The organism is Pseudomonas sp. S36, from assembly GCF_016647875.1.
In the GTDB taxonomy this organism is placed as follows: Bacteria; Pseudomonadota; Gammaproteobacteria; order Pseudomonadales; family Pseudomonadaceae; genus Aquipseudomonas; species Aquipseudomonas parafulva.
In genome coordinates, this window is sequence record NZ_JACVVG010000060.1 from 1 (window position 1) to 23,839 (window position 23,839).

A 23,839-nucleotide genomic window follows, 5' to 3' on the forward strand; every position below is an offset into this window, starting at 1 on the left:
TCAAGGAGTTTTGCGTTCCGTTGTCGCTGGAAGTGGGGCGCATTATAAGGGCATTCGAGAGGGCGTCAACCGTTTATTTCAATGAATTGGAATAACAAGGTTTGCAGCCGGGTTGAGGCGGGCACCTACAAGCCCTCACCCACCCCTTCCCCGCCCCCGCACAATCCGAGGCAGAACCCTGGAAACCCCAGGAACCCTCAATACCATCAGCAAGGCGCCCACACATGCATAGATCGCCCACTCCCTCAGGTCCGAACGCACGATCCACAAATAGTGCAGCAGCCCCAGGCCGAGTATCACATAGACCGAGCGGTGCAGCCTTTTCCAGCGGGCGCCCAGCCGGCGTTGGCTGTAACGGTTCGAAGTAACCGCTAGCGCCAGCAGCCCAATGAACCCGAGCGTACCCACAATAATGTAGGGCCGTTTGCGCAGCTCAACTGCAAGCTGCCCCCAGTCCAGCCCCAAGATGAAGAACAGGTATGCCAGCACGTGCAACACGATGTAGGCAAATACCCACAACCCTAACTGCCGCCGGATCACCACCCAGCCCGCCCAACCGGTGATTCTCTGGAGAGGTGTCATGCTCAGCGTCACCAGCAGGAATGTCAGCGCACCAAGCCCAAGACGGTCCATCAGGATCTTGCCTGGATCCGGGCCCAGCAGGTTCATCGCTGCTTCATACAGCCACCAACCCGGGAGCAGGCAACCCACCGCGAAAATGGCCAGGCGTAACCAGGGGTAGCGCATCAGTAGTTCTTCCGCAGGTCGAGCCCGGTATACAGCGACGCCACTTCATCGGCATAACCATTGAACATCTGTGTCTGCCGTACATTCGGGCTGAACAGCCCGCTGGGCAGCCGCCGTTCACGCGCCTGGCTCCAGCGGGGGTGGTCCACGGTGGGGTTCACGTTGGCGTAGAAGCCATATTCATCCGGTGCGAGCCCTTCCCAGGTGGTGCCCGGCTGTTCGGCTACCAGGCTGATACGCACGATCGACTTGATGCTCTTGAAACCGTACTTCCACGGCACCACCAGGCGCAGGGGCGCACCGTTCTGGTTGGGCAGCTCACGGCCGTACATGCCGACCGCAAGAATCGCCAGCGGGTGCATTGCCTCATCCAGGCGCAGCCCTTCCCTGTAAGGCCAGTCGATCAGGGCGAAGCCGGACCGTTGCCCAGGCATGTGCTCCGGGTCTTTGAGTGTTTCGAAGCGCACGAAACGCGCGTTGGACGTTGGCTGCACCTGCTTGAGTATCTGGGCCAGCGGGAAGCCCAGCCAGGGTATGACCATCGACCATGCCTCCACGCAGCGCAACCGATAGATACGTTCCTCGAGCTGGTAGGGTTTGACGAAGTCTTCCAGTGCATAGCGCCCTGGCTTGGCCACCTCCCCATCGACCACAATGCTCCAGGGCTCGGTTTGCAGGCTGTCGCCATTGGCCGCCGGGTCACCCTTATCAGGGCCGAACTCATAGAAGTTGTTGTAATGGGTGGCGTCCTTGTAAGGCGTGATCGCCTCTGCGTCAGCCGTTACTGCCTGCCAGCGGGTATTGTGCAGCTTGTCGGTGAACCACCCTGGCGCGCGCCCGGCCTGAACATCGGCATAGCGCGAGGCTTCGGCCGCGCTCGCGCCGCGCGGCAAAGCGCCCAGGGCCAAGCCAGCCAGCGAACCGCCGACAAGCGCACGACGAGAAAGGTAGATGCCTTCGGGCGTGATCTCCGATGCCTTGCACTCGGAAGACCTGGGAAGCTTGATAAGCATGAGCGGCTCCACAGCACTGGATAACGGATGTACCAGTAGGACTATGGAGCCGGAGGGTTATTCCATCATTAAATGTTTGTCACGCCTTTCGCCGGCGTGCCCGCAGCAGGAACTGGATTGGCCCCGAGGCGGCATAGGCGAGGAAGATCAGCAACAGAATGCGCGGTGGGTCACTGAATACCACGGCAAACACCAGCACCACGGCAAGGATGGCCACGAATGGCACACGGCCTTTCAGGTCCAGTTCCTTGAAGCTGTTGTACTTGATGTTGCTCACCATCAGCATGCCAGCAGCAGCCACCAGCAGCGCCACCAGGAACGAGAGCTTGGAGCCCTGGATACCATAGTCGCTGAAAGCCCAGACGGTACCGGCAACCACACCTGCAGCCGCCGGGCTGGCCAGGCCGATGAAGTAACGCTTGTCGGCAGTGCCCACCTGGGTATTGAAGCGCGCCAGGCGCAACGCAGCGCCGGCCACATAGATGAAGGCGACCATCCAGCCGACCTTGCCCATGTCACCCAGTGCCCAGCCGAAGGCGAGCAGTGCCGGGGCCACGCCGAAGGCGACCATGTCGGACAGCGAGTCATACTCGGCGCCAAAGGCGCTTTGTGTGTTGGTCATGCGGGCCACGCGGCCATCGAGACCGTCAAGCACCATGGCGACGAAAATCGCGATGGCGGCGAATGCGAAATACTTGCTCGCTTCGCGCGGGTCACCAGCACTGAGCGCGCTCTGGGCGCTCATCGAGCTGATGATGGAGTAGAAACCGGCAAACAGGTTGGCGGTGGTGAACAGGTTGGGCAGCAGGTAGATGCCACGGTGGCGCACCTTGCGCCCTTCGGCGTCATGCCCTTCTTCAACGTGCTCATCGACAGGTAGCAGGCTTTCGGCGTCGGAGGGCTTGTTCGGCTCTTCGGGACGTTCGCTCATGGAGGGTACCTTGCAACAGGGTGGAAAAGGTTCGACACGGGCCTGCTAAACAGGTTCTGACGGCAGGCCACTGGTCTGCTTTATACCAGAAGCTGGCTGCCAGAACGAAAAAACGCGGCCGGGGCCGCGTTTTTTAATCATTCGACAAACCTTAGTTCTTGGTCTTGTCGACGATTTTGTTAGCCGAGATCCACGGCATCATCGAACGCAGTTGCTCGCCGATGATTTCGATGCCGTGAGCGGCGTTGTTGCGGCGCTTGGCGGTCATCGATGGGTAGTTGGTAGCACCTTCGGAGATGAACATCTTCGCGTATTCGCCGTCCTGGATGCGCTTGAGTGCATTGCGCATGGCCTTGCGGGATTCTTCGTTGATGACTTCCGGGCCGGTGACGTATTCACCGTATTCGGCGTTGTTGGAGATCGAGTAGTTCATGTTGGCGATGCCGCCTTCGTACATGAGGTCAACGATCAGCTTCAGTTCGTGCAGGCACTCGAAGTAGGCCATTTCAGGCGCGTAGCCTGCTTCGACCAGGGTTTCGAAACCGGCTTTGACCAGCTCGACGGTACCGCCGCACAGAACAGCCTGCTCGCCGAACAGGTCGGTTTCGGTTTCGTCCTTGAAGGTGGTTTCGATGATGCCGGTACGGCCACCACCTACGCCCGAAGCGTAGGACAGGGCAACGTTCTTGGCATTGCCGGAGGCGTCCTGGTAGATGGCGATCAGGTCAGGGATACCGCCGCCCTTGACGAACTCGGAACGCACGGTGTGGCCCGGTGCCTTCGGCGCGATCATGATCACGTCGAGGTCTGCACGCGGAACAACCTGGTTGTAGTGGATCGAGAAGCCGTGGGAGAAGGCCAGGGTAGCGCCCTTCTTGATGTTCGGCTCGATTTCGTTCTTGTACAGCGCGCCCTGGAACTCGTCCGGGGTCAGGATCATGACCAGGTCAGCCGCAGCGACAGCGGTGGCAACGTCGGCGACTTTCAGGCCGTGGGCTTCAGCCTTGGCAACGGTAGCCGAACCTTTACGCAGACCGACGGTAACGTCTACACCGGAGTCCTTCAGGTTGCACGCTTGTGCGTGGCCCTGGGAACCGTAGCCGATGATGGCGACTTTCTTGCCCTGGATGATGGAAAGGTCGCAGTCTTTATCGTAGAAAACTTTCATGAAATACCCCTGGTTATATCTCGGCCCCTGCGGAGCCATCGCTAATTTGTTGTTGAATTCAGATGCTGAGCACTTTGTCGCCACGGGCAATGCCGGTAACGCCACTGCGCACGGTTTCGAGAATCGATGCGGTGCCGATGGCCTGGATGAAGCTGTCCAGTTTGTCGCTGGTACCGCTCAGTTGCACGGTGTACACACTGGCAGTGACATCGACGATCTGGCCACGGAAGATATCCGTGGTGCGCTTGATCTCGGCACGCTGGGCACCGGTGGCCTTGACCTTGACCAGCATCAGTTCGCGCTCGATATGGGCGCTTTCCGACAGGTCGACCAGCTTGACCACCTCGACCAGCTTGTTCAGGTTCTTGGTGATCTGTTCGATCACTTCATCATGGCCAACGGTGGTCAGCGTCAGACGCGACAACGTTGGGTCCTCGGTCGGCGCCACGGTCAGGCTTTCGATGTTGTAGTTGCGCTGGGAGAACAGGCCGACCACACGGGACAAGGCACCGGGTTCGTTTTCCAGCAGCAGGGAAATGATATGCCGCATATCAGGTACGCTCCGTCTTGCTCAGCCACATGTCACGCATCGAGCCATCCTTGATCTGCATTGGATAGACGTGCTCGCTGCGGTCGATCGCGATGTCGATGAACACCAGGCGATCCTTCATCGCGAAGGCTTCCTCGAGCTTGGGCTTGAGGTCCTTCAGGCTGGTGATGCGGATACCCACGTGGCCATAGGCCTCGGCCAGCTTGATGAAGTCAGGCAGCGACTCGACATACGAGTGGGAGTGACGACCGTTGTAGGCCATGTCCTGCCACTGGCGCACCATGCCCAGCACGCCGTTGTTCATGTTCACGATCTTGACCGGCAGGCCATACTGCATGCAGGTGGACAGCTCCTGGATATTCATCTGGATGCTGCCTTCACCGGTAACGCAGGCCACGTCCTGGTCCGGGAAGTTGAGCTTGATGCCCATCGCCGCCGGAAAGCCAAAGCCCATGGTGCCCAGGCCACCGGAGTTGATCCAGCGGTTAGGCTTGTTGAAGCGATAGTACTGGGCAGCGAACATCTGGTGCTGGCCCACGTCCGACGTCACGAAAGCATCGCCGTTGGTCACTTCGCACAGGGTCTGGATGACCTTCTGCGGCTTGATGACGTTGCCATCGCCCTTGTCGTACGGGAACAGTTCGCCATCACCGCGCCATTCGTCGATCTGCTTCCACCAGGCGTCCAGCGAGGCCTTGTCAGGCTGCTCGCCGATTTCCTTGAGGATACCGAGCATTTCGCCCAGCACGCTGTCGACCGGGCCTACGATAGGCACATCGGCCTTGATCATCTTGGAGATCGAGGCAGGGTCGATGTCGATGTGGATGATCTTGGCGTTCGGGCAGAACTTGGCCGGGCCGTTGACCACACGGTCGTCGAACCGCGCACCGACTGCAAAGATGACGTCGGCATTGTGCATGGCCATGTTGGCCGTGAAGCTGCCGTGCATACCGAGCATGCCGAGGAACTGGCGGTCGGTACCCGGGAAGCCGCCCAAGCCCATCAGGGTGTTGGTGACCGGCAGGTTCAACGACTTGGCGATTTCCGTCAGGGCCTCAGAGCCACCACCCAGAATCACACCGCCACCGGCATAGACGATCGGGCGCTTGGCCGCCAGCAGCATTTCTGCAGCCTTGCGGATCTGCCCGGAGTGCCCACGGACGGCCGGGCTGTAGGAGCGCAGCTTGACCTTCTTCGGGTAGACGTACTCGAACTTTTCAGCCGGGTTGGTCATATCTTTTGGAATGTCGACCACGACCGGGCCTGGGCGACCGGATTGCGCCAGGTAGAACGCCTTTTTCAGAATCTCCGGGATCTCGGTGGGGTTCTTGATCATGAAGCTGTGCTTCACGATAGGCCGCGAGATACCGATCATGTCGGTTTCCTGGAAGGCATCGGTACCGACCATGGTGCTGGGCACCTGGCCAGACAGGATGACCATCGGGATCGAGTCCATGTAGGCCGTGGCGATGCCGGTGATGGCATTGGTCGCCCCCGGGCCGGACGTTACCAGCACCACGCCGGCCTTGCCGGTGGCGCGGGCGTAGCCGTCCGCCATATGGGTGGCCGCCTGCTCGTGACGAACCAGGATGTGCTCGACTTCCGGTTCTTTGAACAGCGCGTCATAGACATGCAGGAGAGCACCACCAGGGTACCCGTAGATGTGCTTAACGCCTTCGTCACGCAAGAAGCGGACGACCATCTCAGCGCCAGATAAAAGCTCCACGTTGTTCACCTCTAAAACGCCAGAATACCGCCCCAACCGGGCGGGTCTTAATAGGTTTACTGCCAAGCAGAGCATGAGCGAACGTCAGCACTGACTGAGCAAGTATTGGGAGCACCCCAGAGTGTTGCGGGGCTTTCCCACCCAGCGCGAGGTAACGCGTTGCGGGGTGTAACAGGTCGGCGCGGGTGTGCGCCTCATGATCTGCTTAGCGGGTCTGCTTCTGGCAGTCCCTCTAAAGCGGAGATTGGATTCTTGTGATTAAGCGCCTACAAGTCAAGAAAAATTATTGCCAATTTTTCCTCAAGATGAATTCTTGCCACCACTAAAAATCTCTTAAGCAGCAGAAATAATAAGATTTCCATAAAAAAGGGCCACAATCTGCGGCCCTTGAAGGAAAATTGGAAGAAATCAGGCTTTAGCAGCGATCAATTGGTCAAACACTGCCAACAGCCGGCGCAGCTCCCGGCTTTGCTCGGGCCGGTCGGCAAACACGGTTTCGGCCATTACCAGAATGCCCGAGGCGCTGGGCAGCGGGTGGCCCAGCTCGATGATGATCTTCATGCGAGGCAGGAAAATCCATTGCATCCACTGCTCGAAGCTCAGGGTATCGACGGCGAACGGTACCGTGCTCTCCAGTGCCTCGTCACGCGGCGCTTCATCGTCCCACCAGCCCTGCACCTGCATTTCGCGCTCGATCAGCATCAGGTGATCAGCGATGTCGAGCACCCGCTGCTCGACTGTCACGAACTCACCCGCGCTTTCTGCCGCGCCAATGCCGCACCGGCACTGTCACCCTGCTTGTCACGGGCCTGGGCAATGGTGTTCCACAACTCGGCCTGCAGGCTGGGGCGGCCATTGGCGTACGTCAGGGCGCGACGGGCCAGCTGCTCGGCTTGCGCCGCATCCCCCTGCGACAGACGCACCTGCGCCAGGCGGTAGAGCACCTGCGGCTCGCGCGGTGCTATGCGCTGCGCCCGCTCCAGGCTCGAGGCGGCGCCGTTGAAGTCGCCACTGCCCTGCTGCGACTGGGCGGTGGTCAGCAAGGCCAGTACCGGGCCGTCCAACTGCTCGTCAGCCGAAAGCCCGCCACTGGCACTGCTGCGCGGGATGCCGGTCGGCGCGCTGCTGGCCTTGGGGGCACTCATCGACGCGATGTCGAACGGCTCGTCGGCGATCGGATTGGGGTCGGTGGCCACAGGCGCCGAGGCAGCCGGCTCCGAAGTGATCGGCCCTGCCGAAACAGGCCCGGTGCTGATGGGCGCTGCGCCGTTGGAGGCCGGGAAGGTCTGGATGCCAGAGGCACCCGCGCCCTGCGGGATCATCACGGTGACCCCAGAGTCTTCAGGCAGGGTTTGCGCTTGCGCGGTGCCCGCGTTGTAGCCGCCGGTCGGGCGTTTGGCCGTGACGCGTTCGCTATTGGATACGCGGGTACTGGAATCGACCACCGGGATATTGCCACGCGGGACGCTGGCGCACCCCTGGAGCACTGCCAGCGCCGTCACGGCAGGAAACAGCCACTTGTTCACGTCACACCTCTTCAATGCAGCCTGTGCTTAATTCATCCAGCCCTTGACCCAGTCCATGACCGACTCAGCCGGATTCTGCTCGCCGCCACAGGCCGCGCCGGCGGGCGGTTCGCTCCCGCGAATATACGGCATCTGCACCGCTCCCGGACAGCTGCTATCCGACCCCTGGCCGCTGTTGGGGTCGATCCACGCCTGCACCACGTTGTCGGGTTGGGGCATGTCCAGAGGCAGCGGGTCCGCCTTCTTCATGAAGCTGGTCCACACCTGCAGCGCACCCGTGGCACCTGTGAACGGGGTCTTGCCATTGTCGTCACGGCCCATCCAAACCACCGCCAGCAGGTCCTGGCTGAAACCGGAGAACCAGCTGTCACGGGAATCGTTACTGGTACCGGTCTTGCCGGCCAGGGTCAGCGTGCGCGGCAGGGTGTTGTACACCGAGCGGCCAGTACCTTCGCGCATCACCCGCTGCATGGCGTTCTGCACCAGGTAGATGGCCGCCGGGTCGAAGGTTTGCTGGATCTGGAACGGGTACCGCTTGAGCGGTTCGCCCTCAGCCGTGAGCACGCTGCGGATACCGCGCATTGGCGTGTTGAAGCCACCGTTGGCAATGGTCTGGTACATGGTCGCCACCTGCACCGGCGACATGCCGCCAGCGCCCAGCAGCATCGCGGGGAATGCCGGCCAGTCAACATCCACCCCAAGGCGACCGATGGTCTTGATCACGTTCGGCACGCCTACTTCCAGGCCAAGCTTGGCGGTGGACAGGTTGTAGGAGTTGGCCAGGCCCTGGTACAGGTAGATGGTGCCGTGCGGACGGCGGTCATAGTTTTGTGGGCGCCATACCTGGCCGTTGGCGGCTTTGACCGAGAACGGCTCGTCCTGCACCCAGCTGGTGAGCGTGTACTTGCTGGGCTGCTCCAGCGCGGTGAGGTACACCGCCGGCTTGACCAGTGAGCCGATCGGGCGCACCGCATCGATCGCCCGGTTGAAGCCGGCGAAGCCCGCCTGGCGGCTGCCGATCATCGCCTGCACCTCACCGGTTTCCGGGTTGGTGACCACCATCGCCGACTCCACCTCATCGGCACCCTTGCGCCCGGCCAGGCGCTTGAAGGTCTCGTTCATCGAGGTTTCGGCCTTCATCTGCAGGATGGGGTCGAAGCTGGTGAAGATCCGCAGGCCTTCTTCGGTCAAGTCCTCATCGCGGTAATCCTGGCGCAACTGGCGCTTGACCAAGTCCAGGAAGGCCGGGAACGAGCTGTCGGCCAGGCTGCCGCGTGCGGTCACACCCAATGGCATCTTTTTCGCGGCATCCACTTCGGCCTGGCTGGCTACACCCTGTTCGGCAACCAGGTCGAGTACCAGGTTACGCCGGGCCAGTGCCCGGTCCGGGTAACGGCGCGGGTTGTAGTAGGACGGCCCCTTGACCATGCCAACCAGCAGCGCGATCTGGTGCAGCTTGAGCTCCGACAGCGGCTGGCTGAAGAAGAACTGGCTGGCCAAGCCAAACCCATGCACCGCACGCTGGCCGTCCTGGCCGACGAACACCTCGTTGAGGTACGCCTCGAGGATTTCACGCTTGTCATAGTGCAGCTCAAGCAGCATGGCCATCATGGCTTCAGTGAGCTTGCGGCTCAGGCTGCGCTCGCTGGTGAGGTAGAAGTTTTTCACCAACTGCTGGGTGAGGGTACTGCCGCCCTGGCGCATCGAGCCGGACGAAGTATTGACCCACATGGCCCGGGCGATGGACTTGGGCGACACACCGAAGTGGCTGTAGAAGTCGCGGTCCTCGGTGGCCACCAGGGTTTCGACCAGGTACTTGGGCACCTGGTCGATCTTGATCAGAATGCGGTCTTCGAGGTTTTTCGGGTAGATACCACCGATCATCAGCGGCTCAAGTCGCACCACGTCAACGGCCTTGCCGTTGGCGCCGGACAGGCCCGCTACATAGTCGCCGGAGAACCGCACCCGTACGAACTGTGCAGGCTCCATCCCCTCATAGAACTGGAAGCCACGGGTATTGAGGTCGACGGTGTTGCCGTTGACCGCTGCCGCGCCGGGGCCATTGGCGGCACTTTCACGCCGGTAGCCCAGTGCATCGAGCTCGGTCAGGAAGTCGTCCTTGCTCAGCTTCTGCCCGGTGAACAGCTCCAGTGGCCGGGCATACACCTTGGCCGGGATCGTCCAGCGCTTGCCAGAAAACTTTTCCTGGACGACAGCATCGAGGTAAACCGCGAAGCCGGCGACGATCACCAGGGCCACCAGGCTGAGCTTCAAGGCCCAGCCCAGCCAGGCACGGGAGCGGCCGGTCGGGCGTTTTTGAGGGGTACGGGGATTTCGGGTTCGAGTCATGGCGGCGGATTATACGCACTTTACGGAGGCTGGGCAGACGGCCCGGCGGTAGGCAGGGACGGCACCATTGACCATAATGGCGCATTCGAATTCCCTGCCCCCGGAAGGATTGCCCGTGAGCCAAGCCCTGATCAATGCGCTGCAGAACCCCGCCCTGTACCCCCACCCCGTGGAGGGGTTCCAACTCATCGAGACGCATATCTCCTGGGTGCTGCTCACCGGCGAGTTCGCCTATAAGATCAAGAAGCCGATGAACTTCGGCTTTCTCGATTTCACCGGCCTGGACCAGCGCCAGCATTTTTGTAACGAAGAATTGCGCCTGAACCAGCGCCTGACCGAAGGCCTGTACCTGGACGTGCTGCCCATCACCGGCTCTGCCGAGGCGCCCCACCTGGGCGGGGAAGGCCAGGCTATCGAATATGCGCTGAAAATGCGCCAGTTCCCCCAAGGCCAGATGCTGTCCACCCTGCAAGCCAATGGCGAACTGACCGCCGAGCACATCGACCAGATGGCCCGTCAAATCGCAGAATTCCACCTGCAAGCCCCACGGGTACCGGTTGATCACCTACTGGGCACCCCAGACAGCGTCATGGCGCCCGTGGAACAGAACTTCGAGCAGATTCGCCCGTTCCTGAGTGACGCGGCCGACCTGCAGCAGCTTGACGCCTTGCAAGCCTGGGCGCGCAGCAGCTTCGATCGCCTGCACGGGCTGCTGGAGGAGCGCAAGGCCAATGGCTTCATCCGTGAGTGCCACGGCGATATTCACCTGGGCAATGCCACCTTGATCGACGGCAAGGTGGTGATTTTCGACTGCATCGAGTTCAACGAGCCCTTCCGCCTGACCGACGTCTATGCCGATACCGGTTTCCTGGCCATGGACCTTGAGGACCGTGGGCTCAAGAGCCTGGCGCGGCGCTTCATCAGCCAGTACCTGGAGCTGACCGGCGATTACGAAGGCCTGGAACTGCTCAACTTCTACAAAGCCTACCGTGCGCTGGTAAGGGCCAAGGTCGCCTTGTTCAGCATGCCTGCCGATGCCACCGGCGTGCAGCGCGCAACCACCCTGCGCACCTACCGCAATTACGCCAACCTGGCCGAAAGCTACAGCGCCATCCCTTCGCGCATGCTGGCCATCACCCACGGTGTATCGGCGGTGGGCAAAAGCCACGTCGCCATGCGCATGGTCGAAGCCCTCGGTGCCGTGCGTGTTCGTTCGGACGTAGAACGCAAGCGCCTGTTCGGTGAACAGCAGCAGGCGTCTACCGGCCAACTGAGCGCCGGCATCTATGATCAGGGGGCCAGTGCAGCCACCTATCAGCGCCTTCACCAGCTGGCCGCCACCATTCTGCGCGCAGGCTTCCCGGTGGTACTGGACGCCACCTACCTCAAGCGCGAACAACGCCAGGCTGCGGCGGAGGTGGCCAGCCAGACCGGCGTGCCGTTGCTGATACTGGATTGCCAGGCGCCGGATGCGGTGATCGCCAGCTGGTTGCAACAGCGCCAGGCCGATGCCAGCGACCCGTCGGACGCCACCCTGGAGGTGATCAAGGCCCAGCAGGCCAGCCGCGAGCCGCTGGACGCCCAGGAAGCCGGGCACAGCATGCCCGTCGATACACAGGTTGGCAGCAGCATGGACCAGGTGATCGAGCAGATCCGCCAGCGCCTGCCAGGGCTTTAACCGCCCAATGCCCCTCGCCGGTACCGATGCTGGCGAGGCATCCCACGCAGCCTTGGCAAAAGGCCGCGCATTTTTCATCCCCCGCTACACTGCTCATTGACCTGCTCGCGATTTATCCACAGGACCCGTTCAGCCATCGCAAGGAGGCTTGATGAACGATGAGTTGCAGCACCTGAAAAACCTTGGCAAAACCTCTGCCCAATGGCTGCATGCAGCCGGCATCCACAGCGTATCCGACCTGCGCAGGCTCGGTGCAGTTGGCGCTTATCAAGCGGTAAAGACACGAGGTTTTCGTGCATCCAAGGTGCTGCTGTACGCCATCGAGGGGGCTTTGCTGGACATGCACTGGAACGACCTGCCCCCTGAACGCAAGGAAGCCCTCAACCGCCAATTGGATGCCAAGGCCCCCGCACAAAAAAAAGCAAAATAATCGTAGAAAGGGGATTGACGCTGTAATGAGAATCGTTATGATTATCACAACTGGTCGCGAGACTGGTTGGATAACCTCAGAGCCCCTGGTTCGGACTCTCAGATTATCTCCTCATCAGGCTAATCACGGTTATTGACCCGGCACTTTGCCGGGTCTTTTTTTGCCCAGGATTTTTCAAAGCTGCCTACCCGGCAACGGATCAATCATCTACCGGGCAATGATCAGGGGATGCCCTCGCTCAGGATGCGCCTGCACCAGCACGTCGATCCCATATACCGCCTTCAATGCGGCCGGTGTCAGCACGGCCTGCGGCGTGGAGAATGCATGGCAGCGCCCCTGCTCCAACAACAGGATGCGGTCGCAGTAACGCGCCGCCAGGTTGAGGTCGTGCAGAATCACCAGCACTGCCGCCCCTTGGTCGGCGAAGCGGCGCACCGCATCCAGCGTGGTGTGCTGGTGCAAGGGGTCGAGCATCGATGTGGGTTCATCGAGCAACAGGGTGGCGCCGTCCTGCCCCGGCCATAATTGCGCCAGCACCCGAGCAAGGTGCACCCGCTGGCGCTCGCCGCCCGACAGCGTCAGGTAGCTGCGATCGAGCAGGTGCAATGCATCTGCAGCCTGCAGCGCTGCCTCGATGATCTGCGCATCTCGGTGCTGCCCCGTCGCGTGGGGCAGGCGCCCCATGGCCACCACTTCATCCACCCTGAAGGCAAAGCCCAGGCTGGCGACCTGCGGCAACACAGCCAGCCGTTGTGCGCGCGCCTGCCCTGGCCAGTCGCGCAGCGCCCTTCCCTGCAAGGTCACGTGGCCACGGTCAGGCTGAAGCTCGCCGCACAGCACGCTCAGCAGGCTGCTCTTGCCCGCACCGTTGGGGCCGAGTACACCGACCACTTGCCCGGGCAGTAACTGCAGGTCAATGCCGTGCAACACCGGCTGGTTGCCCCGGCGCAGGTACAGGCCCTGTACTTGCAGCATCAGGTGCGCCCCCGAATCAGCAGAACCAGAAAAAACGGCGCACCGATAAAGGCGGTGACGATGCCGATGGGCAGTTCCGCTGGGGCGAGCAACAGCCGCGCAACAAGGTCGGCCAGCAACATCAGCACGCCGCCTGCCAGCAGTGAAGCGGGCAACACCACGCGGTGATCCGGCCCTGCCAGCAGCCGCACCAGGTGCGGCACAACCAACCCAACGAACCCGATCAGCCCCGCCGCAGCCACGGCTGCCCCGACGCCCAGCGCCGTACAGAACACCAGCTCGCGCTTCAGCCGCTCCACATCGATACCCAAATGGCGGGCCTCCGACTCACCCAGCAGCAATGCGTTGAGCGCCCCGGCCCGGCGCGGCAACCACACCGCCACGGCGACAGCCACCAGCAGCAACGGCCATACCCGCTCGTAGCTGGCGCCATTGAGGCTACCGAGGTTCCAGAACGTCAGGGTGCGCAGGGTAGCGTCGTCTGCCAGGTAGCTGAACAGCCCCACGGCAGCCCCGCCGAGCGCCGTCATCGCGACGCCGGCCAGCAACATCGTGGCCACGTTGGTTTGACCGTCGCGTCGCCCCAGGCGATACACCAATGCAGTCACGGCCAGCCCTCCCAGAAACGCACAGAGCGACAGCAGGTACGGGGCCAGCGCCTCTGGCATGCCCCCCAACCAACTGCCACCGACGATGGCCACCGCCGCCCCTACCGCAGCACCCGCCGCCACACCTACCAGCCCAGGGTCCGCCAACGGGTTGCGGAAAAGCCCCTGCATGGCGACCCCCGACAATGCCAGCACTGCACCCACTGCCAGGCCGAGCAGGGTACGCGGCACACGGATTTGCCCAAGAATCATCTGGGCTTGCTGCAAACCGTCCTCGGCGATGGGCAAACCCAGCAGGCGCAGGCCCGCGCGCAGGGTGTCCAGCAGGGGCAGGCTGACAGGCCCCAGCGCCAGGGACAGCCACACCGAGAGCAGGCACAGCACGCCCAGGCAGACGAACAGGGTGCGGGGCCGAACACGTGGCCTCATGGGTTGGAGGGGGTTGGAGTTGCCGGGTAGAACGAGGTAGCCAATGCCTGCAGCGTGCTTGGCAGGCGCGGCCCCAACCCTCCCACGAGCAAGGTCGGGTCCAATGACACCAGGCGTTTCTCACGCACAGCGCGTGAAGCGGCCAGCGCCGGGTTTTCTTTCAGCAAGGCTTGCAGAGCCTGCTCATCGGCAAGCGCGCGGTCGGAGAACACGATCACATCCGGGTCCAGGGCCGCCAACGTTTCGTTGGAAAAGTTCTTGTAGCCCTGGTGTTCTGCCAGGTTGCGCCCGCCCGCCTGCGTCAGTACCCAGTCCCCCGCAGTGCCTTGCCCTGCAACAAGCGGCTTGGCCCCGGCATGCCCGACCAACAGCAACACACCCGGTGCCGGCCGCCCGGCCTGGGCGTCACGCACCTGCGCCTGAAGTGCACCGAGCTGCTGATGGTAGTTTGCCGCCAGGGCCTGCGCCTGTGCCTGCGCACCCAGTAACTGGCCGAGCCGCGCGAGGTTCTGGTCCACCGCCTGTACCTCAGCCTTGCTTGAAAACAGCTCAACCTGCACACCGGCTTTGCGGATTTGCGTCAGCACCGGCGGCGGGCCCATTTCTTCGGTGCCTACCAGTACATCCGGGCGCAGGCTGAGGATGCCTTCAGCAGACAACTGCCGCTGATACCCTACGCTCGGTAGCGACTTCAACGACGCCGGGTGCTGGCTGGTGGTATCCACACCCGCCAGGTGTGCCTCTCCGCCCAGTGCGCTGATCCATTCGCTCAAGGCCCCACCAGCGCTCACCCAGCGTTGGGGCAGTTCAGCCGCCAGCCCATGGCCAGAAAGCACAAGGCCAGCGCACAGGGCGAGCGGAGCAAATAGAAAGCGCATCATCGGTTTCCTTTCAAAGGCTGGCCACACGCCTTGTAGCGCGGGGCATTACTGCGCACCATAGGCGGCCGGACGCAGTGAGAACGGGCCATTTGATAATGGTTCGCATTGAAGCGTCAAGCCACCTTCTGTATCACGAGCTTTTCGCCATGCATTACCTTTGCCCCTCCCAAGGCCTGGCCGAAGGCCAAAGCCGCGCTTTCAGCGTAGACGACCTGCTGTTGCTGGGTGTGCGACGACAAGGCCAGGTCTACCTGTACCGCAACAACTGCCCGCACCGGGGCATACCGCTCAACAGCCTCAAGGAGACCTTCCTCGATGACAGTGCCAGCCTTATCTATTGCACGCACCATGGCGCACTGTTTCTGATCGAAACCGGCGAATGCGTGGCCGGGCCCTGCGAGGGCGAGCAATTGCAGGCCCTGGACTGCGAGGAAAACAGCCAGGGCATCTGGCTCAAGGTGTGAGCAGCACCGGCAGGCGCCGGTCGATGACAATGCCCTCGGCATCCAGGCGCGTGCCATAGGCCAGCACCTCCACCCCGGCGGCTACCGCCGCCTGCAGCGCTTCGGTGTAGGCTGCATCGATTTCCCGAGCCGGGCGCACCGCATCAATGCCGGTCAGGTTGACGCAATAAAGCTGCACCGCCCGAATGCCTTGCCGGGCAAGGGTGGCCAGCTCGCGCAGATGCTTGGCACCCCGCTGGGTCACCGCGTCCGGGAACGCCGCCGTTGTACTGTCGGGGTAGCCCAGGGTGACGCTTTTCACTTCGACGTAGGCCGGTGCGCCTTCAAACTCCAGGCGAAAGTCGATGCGGCTGCCCTCGTCGCCATAGGCCACTTCCCGGCGCAAGGCGGTGAACCCGGCCAGTTCCACGATGGTGCCTGCACGCAGGGCCTCTTCCACCAGCCCGTTGGCGCGCCCAGTGTTCACGCATGCCAGGCGGCCTTGGGGTGTTTCGCTGATTTCCCAGGTGCCTGGCAACTTGCGCTTGGGGTCGTTGGAGCGGCTGAACCACACCCGCCCACCTTCAACCATGCAATTGAGCATGGAGCCCGTGTTCGGGCAGTGGAGGGTCATCAGCTCGCCACTGGCTGTTTCGATATCCGCCAGAAACCGCTTGTAGCGGCGCAGCAGGCGGCCTTCTTCGAGTGCTGGAGAAAACCGCATCAGCCTTGCCAGCTCTGCAGGCCACGGGCGATGCGCTGCACGGCTTGTTCCAGACGCGCCAGGCTCTGGGTGTAGGCAAAGCGCACGTGATGGCCGGCCAGGTGACGACCAAAGTCCAGCCCCGGCGTGAAGGCGACGTGCTCGGTTTCCAGAAAATGCCGGCAGAAGGCGAATGCATCCCCACCGAACGCACTGATGTCGGCATACAGATAGAACGCGCCCTGGGGTTCAACGGCAATGCCGAAGCCCAGTTCACGCAATGCCGGCAGCAGGTAATCCCGCCGGCGGGCAAACTCGGCGCGGCGCGTTTCGAAAATGGCCAGGGCTTCGGGTTCGAAACAGGCCAGTGCCGCATGCTGAGCCATGCTGGGCGCACTGATGTAGAGGTTCTGCGCCAGTTTCTCGAGGTCGGCAACGGCCGCCGGCGGCGCCACCAGCCAGCCAAGGCGCCAGCCGGTCATACCGAAATATTTGGAAAAACTGTTCAGCACGAACGCCGAGTCATCCACCTCCAGCACGCTTGCGGCATCCATACCGTAGGTCAGGCCATGGTAAATCTCGTCCACCACCAGGTGGCCATGGCGCTCGCGTGTGGCACCAGCCAGGCTGGCCAGTTCGGCACGGCTCAGTACCGTACCGGTTGGGTTGGCAGGCGACGCCACCAGGGCACCCACCGTGTTTTCGTCCCAATGCTGGTGCACCAGCCCAGCGGTCAACTGGTAGTTCACCTCTGGCCCCACGGGCACCAGCTGCGCCGCGCCCTCGACCAGGCGCAGGAAGTGGCGATTGCAGGGGTAGCCCGGGTCTGCCAGTAACCAGTGTTTGCCGGGGTCTACCAGCAAGCTGCTGGCCAGCAACAAAGCACCCGAACCGCCTGGGGTGATCAGGATGCGCTCGGGGTCGATGCTCAGGCCGTACCGCTGGCCATAGAAGCCGGCGATGGCCTGTCGCAGTGCGGGCAGGCCACGGGCCGCCGTGTAGCGGGTATGCCCCGCTGCCAGGGCCGCCTGGCCGGCCGCGACGATGGGGGCGGCCGTGGTGAAGTCCGGCTCGCCGATCTCCAGGTGGATCACATCATGGCCCTCTGCCTGCAGCTCGTTGGCCCGAGCCAGCAGCGCCATGACATGGAAGGGTTCGATGGCGCGGCTGCGCGCACTGTAGGGGTGAGCCATGTCCTTCTCTCAATTGCAGACTAAACTGCAGATTCTACCCCTGTGAACGATCGAACGTCCCGCTCGCGCGGCTGTCAGTAAGCAGGATCGGGCGGGGTAGCGCACCCCCGATCTATCTGGTAAGTTCGGCGGCTCGCAGTCGCAGGGCCGGCGGTCGCCGGAGACGGAGCATCCTGCGCATTGGATCAGATGAGTGAGAGGCGGTCTATTCATGTCCACCGTAGAAAAGCAAAAAACCGGTCAAACCATGTACGGTGTCGAGCCCTATAAAGAGACCAAAGGCGAAGAGTACATGGGCGAGCCCATGCGCATGCACTTCACCAAGATTCTCACTGGCTGGAAGCAGGAGCTGATGATCGGCGTCGACAAGACCGTCGACCATATGAAGGAAGAGGCAGCCAACTTCGCGGACCCTGCAGACCGTGCATCCCAGGAAGAGGAATTTGCCCTGGAACTGCGCAACCGCGACCGCGAGCGCAAGCTGATCAAGAAAATCGACAAGACCCTGCAAAAGATTCAGGACGAAGAGTACGGCTGGTGTGAATCCTGCGGCATCGAAATCGGCCTGCGCCGTCTCGAGGCCCGCCCGACCGCCGATCTGTGCTTCGACTGCAAGGAAATTGCCGAGAAGAAGGAAAAGACTGTCGGCAAAGGCTGACCGTCTTTTCATCCGAACAGGGCGCATCATGCGCCCTGTTTCATTTATATGCCCAGCCAGACCATGACCGACTCCCGATACATTGGGCGCTTCGCCCCAACGCCCAGCGGTTTTCTCCATTTCGGCTCGCTGGTGGCTGCCCTCGCCTCCTGGCTCGACGCACGTGCAGTCAACGGCCGCTGGCTGCTGCGCATGGAAGACACCGACCCCCCAAGGGAAATGCCCGGCGCCCGCGATGCCATCCTGCAAACCCTGGAGCGTTACGGCCTGGAGTGGGACGGCGAAGTGGTATTCCAGAGCGAGCGGCATGAGGCTTATGCCGATGTGGTTGACCGCCTGTTCAACATGGGGCTGGCGTATGCCTGCACCTGCTCGCGCAAGCAGCTGGAAGGCTACAACGGCATCTACCCGGGCTTTTGCCGTAACGCCGGGCACAGCCGAGAGGGCGCGGCCATCCGGCTGCGCGTACCCGAGCTGATCTACCGCTTCACCGACCGGGTACAAGGGCCGTTCCAGCAGCATCTGGGCCGTGAGGTGGGGGACTTCGTGATCCAGCGCCGTGATGGCTTGTACGCCTATCAACTGGCCGTGGTACTGGACGATGCCTGGCAGGGGGTGACCGACATCGTGCGCGGTGCCGACCTGCTCGACAACACCCCGCGCCAGCTTTACCTGCAAGAGTTGCTGGGCTTTTCGCAACCGCGCTACCTGCACATTCCGCTGATCGTGCAGCCGGATGGGCACAAGCTGGGCAAGTCGTACCGCTCGCCGCCATTGCAGGCCGAGCAGGCCACCCCGCTGTTGCTGCGGGCGCTGCGGGCACTGGGGCAAGAGGCGCCCCCTGAACTGCTGTTGGCCACACCGGCGCAGGTGTTGGCAGTGGCCCGCGAGCAATGGCGGCCGCAGGCAATCGCGCAGCGGACCACGGTGCCCGAAGCGGATTTACACTAGCCGGCCATGTTGTTCCGCGGGGGCGCGTTCGCCCGCGAACGGCCCGCCACACGCAAGCCACACAGAAATCAAAAGCCCAGCAAATTCAAACCCTTGGCTAACACCGTCGATTCCCGCTAGCATCCGCCCAGCCATTTGCGCCAATAATAGGTTCACGCCCTCAGCGCCCAACCCTCGAGGCCAGCATGTACATCTATCGTTTGGTCCTGCTTCTGGTCGTGGGGATCTACCTGTTCTCCCCGGCCATCATGGACTGGTGGATCGAACCGACCGGAGCCTGGTACCGCCCCTACCTGCTCTGGCTGATCCTGATCGTCGTCACCTTCATCCTGCAGAGCCAACGAGATGCCGATGAGCTTTAGCCTCACCCAGATGATCCTGATCAGCGCCGGCTACCTCATGGTGCTGTTCGGCGTGGCCTGGGTCAGCGAGCGAGGGCTGATCCCGCGCTCGATCATCCGCCATCCACTGACCTACACCCTGTCGCTGGGCGTCTACGCCAGCGCCTGGGCGTTCTACGGTTCGGTGGGGCTCGCCTACCAATACGGTTATGGTTTTCTGGCCTGTTACCTGGGGGTTTCGGGGGCATTCCTGCTGGCGCCGGTGCTGCTGTACCCGATCCTGAAGATCACCCGCACCTACCAGCTGTCTTCGCTGGCCGACCTGCTGGCGTTTCGTTTCCGCAGTACCTGGGCGGGCGCCCTCACCACCGTCATCATGCTGATCGGCGTATTGCCATTGCTGGCCCTGCAGATCCAGGCGGTGGCGGACTCCATCAGTATCCTCACGGGTGAACCGGTCAAGGCCAGGGTAGCCCTGGCGTTCTGTGCACTGATCACCTTGTTCACCATCTTTTTCGGCTCCCGGCACATTGCCACCCGCGAAAAGCACGAAGGCCTGGTGTTCGCCATCGCCTTTGAGTCGGTGATCAAGCTGCTGGCCCTGGGCGGTATCGGCCTGTACGCACTGTATGGCGTGTTCGGTGGCCCCCACGGGCTGGAAGTGTGGCTGCTGCAGAACCAGACGGCCCTGGCCGCCCTGCACACACCACTGCAGGAAGGCCCATGGCGCACCCTGCTGCTGGTGTTCTTCGCCTCGGCCATCGTCATGCCGCACATGTACCACATGGCGTTTACTGAAAACCTCAACCCGCGCTCGCTGGTCAGCGCCAGCTGGGGCCTGCCCCTGTTCCTGCTGTTGATGAGCCTGGCGGTGCCACTGGTGCTGTGGGCCGGTCTGCGCCTGGGGGCCAGTACCAACCCGGAATACTTCACCCTGGGGCTGGGCATTGCTGCCAATAACCAGGCCCTGGCGTTGTTGGCCTATGTGGGCGGGTTGTCGGCGGCCAGTGGCCTGATCATCGTCACCACCCTGGCGCTGTCGGGTATGGCCCTCAACCACCTCGTACTGCCGCTGTACCAGCCGCCGGCCGAGGGCAACATCTACCGCTGGTTAAAGTGGACTCGCCGGGCGCTGATCGTTGCCATCATCACCGCCGGCTTCATGTTCTACCTCACCCAGAGCAACCACCAGAGCCTGGCCAACCTCGGCATCGTCGCCTTCGTCGCCACCTTGCAGTTCCTGCCAGGCGTGCTCTCGGTGCTGTACTGGCCTACGGCCAACCGTCGCGGTTTCATTGCCGGGCTGCTGGCCGGCACCCTGGTGTGGATGGGCACCATGCTGTTACCGCTGCTGGGTAACCTGCAAGGCTTCTACATCCCGCTGCTGGACATGATCTACGTACTGGATGACACCAGTTGGCACATGGCCGCCATCGCTTCGCTGGCCGCCAACGTGCTGCTGTTCACCCTGATCTCGCTGTTCACCAACGCCAGTAACGAAGAGATGGGCGCGGCCGAAGCCTGCGCCGTGGACAACGTACGCCGCCCTCAGCGCCGCGAGCTGCACGCCGCCTCCCCGCAGGAATTCGCCACCCAGCTGGCCAAACCCCTGGGTGCCAAGGCCGCGCAAAAAGAGGTGGAGCAGGCGTTGCGCGACCTGTACTTGCCGTTCGACGAGCGCCGTCCGTATGCCCTGCGCCGTTTGCGCGATCGCATCGAGGCCAACCTGTCAGGCCTGATGGGGCCGAGCGTGGCCCAGGACATGGTCGAGACGTTCCTGCCCTACAAGTCCGGTAACGATAACTACGTGACCGAGGACATCCACTTCATCGAAAGCCGGCTCGAGGACTACCACTCACGCCTCACCGGCCTTGCCGCCGAACTCGACGCCCTGCGCCGCTACCACCGCCAGACCTTGCAAGAGCTGCCCATGGGTGTCTGCTCGCTGGCCAAGGACCAGGAGATCCTGATGTGGAACAAGGCCATGGAGGAACTGACCGGCATCGCCGCCAAGCACGTGGTGGGCTCGCGGCTGATCACCATCGACGAACCCTGGCGCGGGTTGCTGCTGGGCTTCATCAACGTCCCCGACGAACACCTGCACAAGCAGCGCCTGGCCCTCGATGGCCAACCGCGCTGGCTGAACCTGCACAAAGCTGCCATCGACGAGCCGCTGGCCCCGGGTAACAGCGGCCTGGTGCTGCTGGTGGAAGACCTCACCGACACCCAGGCGCTGGAGGACAAGCTGGTGCACTCCGAGCGCCTGGCCAGCATCGGCCGCCTGGCGGCGGGTGTGGCGCACGAAATCGGCAACCCCATCACTGGCATTGCCTGCCTCGCCCAGAACCTGCGCGAAGAGCGCGAAGGCGACGGCGAAATCATCGAGTTGTCCAGCCAGATCCTTGAACAGACCAAGCGTGTCTCGCGCATCGTGCAGTCGCTGATGAGCTTTGCCCATGCGGGCGGCAGCCACCAGAACAGCGAGGAGCCCGTGTGCCTGGCGGAGGTGGCGCAGGACGCCATTGGCCTGCTGGCCCTGAACCGGCGCAATTTCGAGGTGCAATTCTTCAACCTGTGCGACCCGGACCACTGGGCCGAAGGCGACCCACAGCGCCTGGCGCAGGTACTGATCAACCTGCTGTCCAACGCCCGTGATGCTTCGCCGCCCGGCAGCGCCGTGCGGGTGCGCAGTACCGCATGCGAGCACACCGTTGACCTGATCGTCGAAGACGAAGGTAGCGGTATCCCGAAGAACATCATGGACCGCCTGTTCGAACCGTTCTTCACCACCAAGGACCCGGGCGAGGGAACCGGACTGGGGCTCGCGCTGGTCTATTCCATCGTGGAAGAGCATTATGGACAAATTACCATCGACAGCCCGGCCGACACCGAACGGCAACGTGGCACACGGATCCGCGTGACCCTGCCCCGGCATGTCGTAGCGACGTCCCCTGACATTCGAGACCGTCGAGAGAATTGAATCAATGCCGCATATTCTGATCGTCGAAGACGAAACCATCATCCGCTCGGCCCTGCGTCGCCTGCTTGAGCGGAACCAGTACCAGGTCAGCGAAGCCGGCTCGGTGCAGGAAGCCCAGGAACGCTTCAGCATTGCCACCTTCGACCTGATCGTCAGCGACCTGCGCCTGCCCGGCGCCCCTGGCACCGAGCTGATCAAGCTTGGGCAGGGTACCCCGGTACTGATCATGACCAGCTACGCCAGCCTGCGCTCGGCCGTGGATTCGATGAAGATGGGTGCGGTTGACTATATCGCCAAGCCGTTCGATCACGACGAAATGCTCCAGGCCGTAGCACGCATCCTGCGCGACCGGCAGAACGCCCCGGCACCTGCGCCGGTGGCTGAGCCACGGCCCGCGGCCGGCAAGGCGGCGGCCGCAGACAAGAGCGCAGCGGCCTCGGCCAATGGCGAGATCGGCATCATCGGCTCGTGCCCGCCGATGCAGGACATGTTCAGCAAGATCCGCAAGGTGGCACCCACCGATTCCAATGTACTGATCCAAGGTGAATCGGGTACCGGCAAAGAGCTCGTTGCCCGCGCCCTGCACAACCTGTCGCGCCGCGCCAAGGCACCGATGATTTCGGTGAACTGCGCCGCCATCCCCGAAACGTTGATCGAGTCCGAGCTGTTCGGCCACGAAAAAGGCGCGTTCACTGGCGCCAGCGCCGGCCGGGCTGGCCTGGTAGAAGCGGCGGACGGCGGCACACTGTTCCTCGATGAAATCGGTGAGCTGCCCCTGGAAGCCCAAGCCCGCCTGCTGCGGGTGCTGCAAGAAGGTGAAATTCGCCGGGTGGGTTCTGTGCAATCGCAGAAGGTGGACGTTCGCCTTATCGCCGCCACGCACCGAGACCTGAAAAACCTGGCCAAGGCCGGCCAGTTCCGTGAAGACCTTTATTACCGCCTGCACGTTATCGCCCTGAAGCTGCCGGCCCTGCGCGAGCGCGGCAGCGATGTGAACGAAATCGCCAGTGCCTTCCTGGCACGGCAAAGTGCCCGTATTGGCCGTGACGACCTGCAGTTCTCGCCAGAGGCCGAGCAAGCCATCCGTCATTACAGCTGGCCGGGCAACGTGCGGGAGCTGGAAAACGCGGTCGAGCGGGCGGTGATCCTCAGCGAGAGCCCGGAGATCTCCGCAGAGCTGCTGGGCATCGACATCGAGTTGAGCGACCTTGAAGAAGATGAACTGCTGGACAACGCACTGACCGTCGCCAGCGCCGGCAATGCCAGCCATGAGCCTACCGAGGACTTGTCACTGGAAGACTACTTCCAGCATTTCGTGCTGGAGCACCAGGACCACATGACCGAAACCGAGCTGGCACGCAAGCTTGGGGTCAGCCGCAAGTGCCTGTGGGAACGCCGCCAGCGCCTGGGCATTCCGCGGCGCAAGAGCAACGCGACCAGCGAGTGACCCCATCATTGCGAGTGCCTGCCGGGTATGGTCCCCGATAGGCACTCGCGCTGTTCGCCCCCTGCGGGCCCCATCCCCCACACTACCCACCGTAAAAATCTGTTACCCACCC

At 62.6% G+C, this 23,839-nt stretch carries 22 protein-coding genes; 8 read left to right on the plus strand and 14 right to left on the minus strand.

Annotated features, from left to right (window positions below; genetic code table 11):
* Positions 1-135: 135 nt before the first annotated feature.
* From msrQ to mrcB, 9 genes are all read right to left on the minus strand, one after another.
* Entirely contained in the window at positions 136-747 is a 612-nt protein-coding gene (msrQ, locus tag IAE36_RS21560) for a protein-methionine-sulfoxide reductase heme-binding subunit MsrQ (RefSeq protein WP_201214617.1), read from the minus strand.
* Positions 747-1,760 (minus strand): protein-methionine-sulfoxide reductase catalytic subunit MsrP, encoded by a 1,014-nt coding sequence (gene msrP, locus IAE36_RS21565; protein WP_201214621.1) that lies wholly within the window; start codon positions 1,758-1,760, stop codon positions 747-749. Before msrP ends, msrQ begins: the two co-directional genes overlap by 1 nt.
* Before the next feature lie 79 nt (positions 1,761-1,839).
* Entirely contained in the window at positions 1,840-2,691 is an 852-nt protein-coding gene (gene pssA / locus IAE36_RS21570; RefSeq protein WP_028632592.1) for a CDP-diacylglycerol--serine O-phosphatidyltransferase, read from the minus strand.
* A gap of 151 nt (positions 2,692-2,842) precedes the next feature.
* Positions 2,843-3,859 (minus strand): ketol-acid reductoisomerase, encoded by a 1,017-nt coding sequence (gene ilvC, locus IAE36_RS21575; RefSeq protein WP_003250043.1) that lies wholly within the window; start codon positions 3,857-3,859, stop codon positions 2,843-2,845.
* Positions 3,860-3,917: 58 nt separating this feature from the next.
* Positions 3,918-4,409 (minus strand): acetolactate synthase small subunit, encoded by a 492-nt coding sequence (gene ilvN / locus IAE36_RS21580; protein ID WP_003250040.1) that lies wholly within the window; start codon positions 4,407-4,409, stop codon positions 3,918-3,920.
* A 1-nt stretch (position 4,410) separates the two neighbouring features.
* Positions 4,411-6,135, minus strand: coding sequence for an acetolactate synthase 3 large subunit (locus tag IAE36_RS21585; RefSeq protein WP_028632593.1), 1,725 nt, complete (start codon positions 6,133-6,135; stop codon positions 4,411-4,413).
* 408 nt (positions 6,136-6,543) lie between these two features.
* A complete protein-coding gene (locus IAE36_RS21590) occupies positions 6,544-6,879 on the minus strand; it encodes a YqcC family protein (protein WP_328822874.1) in 336 nt (111 codons plus the stop codon).
* Positions 6,876-7,661 carry a tetratricopeptide repeat protein gene (locus tag IAE36_RS21595; RefSeq protein WP_201214624.1) on the minus strand — a complete coding sequence of 262 codons (786 nt, stop codon included), beginning with the start codon at positions 7,659-7,661 and terminating at the stop codon, positions 6,876-6,878. The genes IAE36_RS21590 and IAE36_RS21595 overlap by 4 nt, the downstream gene beginning before the upstream one ends.
* A 27-nt stretch (positions 7,662-7,688) precedes the next feature.
* Positions 7,689-10,010 carry a penicillin-binding protein 1B gene (gene mrcB / locus IAE36_RS21600; RefSeq protein WP_028632596.1) on the minus strand — a complete coding sequence of 774 codons (2,322 nt, stop codon included), beginning with the start codon at positions 10,008-10,010 and terminating at the stop codon, positions 7,689-7,691.
* A gap of 115 nt (positions 10,011-10,125) precedes the next feature.
* Between mrcB and IAE36_RS21605 the strand changes: the two genes are divergently transcribed.
* Both IAE36_RS21605 and IAE36_RS21610 read left to right on the plus strand, forming a co-directional pair.
* Positions 10,126-11,688, plus strand: coding sequence for a bifunctional aminoglycoside phosphotransferase/ATP-binding protein (locus IAE36_RS21605; protein WP_201214627.1), 1,563 nt, complete (start codon positions 10,126-10,128; stop codon positions 11,686-11,688).
* 151 nt (positions 11,689-11,839) lie between these two features.
* Complete coding sequence (locus tag IAE36_RS21610; protein WP_028632598.1) at positions 11,840-12,118, plus strand: TfoX/Sxy family protein; 279 nt, start codon at positions 11,840-11,842, stop codon at positions 12,116-12,118.
* A gap of 207 nt (positions 12,119-12,325) precedes the next feature.
* Here the strand turns inward: IAE36_RS21610 and IAE36_RS21615 are convergent, their stop codons facing one another.
* From IAE36_RS21615 to IAE36_RS21625, 3 genes are read right to left on the minus strand one after another with little or no spacing between them, the layout of a single operon-like run.
* The gene (locus tag IAE36_RS21615) at positions 12,326-13,093 is read right to left on the minus strand and encodes a heme ABC transporter ATP-binding protein (protein WP_201214630.1); all 768 of its coding nucleotides are present in this window, start codon (positions 13,091-13,093) and stop codon (positions 12,326-12,328) included.
* On the minus strand, positions 13,093-14,076 hold the full coding sequence (locus tag IAE36_RS21620) for a FecCD family ABC transporter permease (RefSeq protein WP_201214645.1): 984 nt from the start codon (positions 14,074-14,076) through the stop codon (positions 13,093-13,095). The genes IAE36_RS21615 and IAE36_RS21620 overlap by 1 nt, the downstream gene beginning before the upstream one ends.
* Before the next feature lie 50 nt (positions 14,077-14,126).
* Positions 14,127-15,011 carry a heme/hemin ABC transporter substrate-binding protein gene (locus tag IAE36_RS21625; RefSeq protein ID WP_201214633.1) on the minus strand — a complete coding sequence of 295 codons (885 nt, stop codon included), beginning with the start codon at positions 15,009-15,011 and terminating at the stop codon, positions 14,127-14,129.
* Between the two features lie 146 nt (positions 15,012-15,157).
* Between IAE36_RS21625 and IAE36_RS21630 the strand changes: the two genes are divergently transcribed.
* On the plus strand, positions 15,158-15,475 hold the full coding sequence (locus IAE36_RS21630; protein WP_201214635.1) for a Rieske (2Fe-2S) protein: 318 nt from the start codon (positions 15,158-15,160) through the stop codon (positions 15,473-15,475).
* Here IAE36_RS21630 and sfsA read toward each other — a convergent pair.
* Complete coding sequence (gene sfsA, locus IAE36_RS21635) at positions 15,465-16,178, minus strand: DNA/RNA nuclease SfsA (protein ID WP_201214637.1); 714 nt, start codon at positions 16,176-16,178, stop codon at positions 15,465-15,467. The two genes, IAE36_RS21630 and sfsA, sit on opposite strands and share 11 nt — an antisense overlap.
* Complete coding sequence (locus tag IAE36_RS21640; RefSeq protein ID WP_201214639.1) at positions 16,178-17,350, minus strand: pyridoxal phosphate-dependent aminotransferase; 1,173 nt, start codon at positions 17,348-17,350, stop codon at positions 16,178-16,180. The genes sfsA and IAE36_RS21640 overlap by 1 nt, the downstream gene beginning before the upstream one ends.
* A gap of 211 nt (positions 17,351-17,561) precedes the next feature.
* Between IAE36_RS21640 and dksA the strand changes: the two genes are divergently transcribed.
* The 5 genes from dksA (at position 17,562) to IAE36_RS21665 (ending at position 23,727) form a co-directional block, all read left to right on the plus strand.
* Positions 17,562-18,008, plus strand: a complete 447-nt coding sequence (gene dksA, locus IAE36_RS21645; protein ID WP_028632605.1) for an RNA polymerase-binding protein DksA — start codon at positions 17,562-17,564, stop codon at positions 18,006-18,008.
* 63 nt (positions 18,009-18,071) lie between these two features.
* Complete coding sequence (gene gluQRS / locus IAE36_RS21650; protein WP_201214641.1) at positions 18,072-18,959, plus strand: tRNA glutamyl-Q(34) synthetase GluQRS; 888 nt, start codon at positions 18,072-18,074, stop codon at positions 18,957-18,959.
* A 185-nt stretch (positions 18,960-19,144) separates the two neighbouring features.
* Positions 19,145-19,321: a hypothetical protein gene (locus IAE36_RS21655; RefSeq protein ID WP_003250005.1), complete on the plus strand. Its 177-nt coding sequence runs from the start codon at positions 19,145-19,147 to the stop codon at positions 19,319-19,321.
* Positions 19,305-22,280, plus strand: a complete 2,976-nt coding sequence (locus IAE36_RS21660; RefSeq protein WP_201165295.1) for a sensor histidine kinase — start codon at positions 19,305-19,307, stop codon at positions 22,278-22,280. Before IAE36_RS21655 ends, IAE36_RS21660 begins: the two co-directional genes overlap by 17 nt.
* 4 nt (positions 22,281-22,284) lie before the next feature.
* Complete coding sequence (locus tag IAE36_RS21665; RefSeq protein ID WP_028632608.1) at positions 22,285-23,727, plus strand: sigma-54-dependent transcriptional regulator; 1,443 nt, start codon at positions 22,285-22,287, stop codon at positions 23,725-23,727.
* The last annotated feature ends 112 nt before the right edge of the window (positions 23,728-23,839 follow it).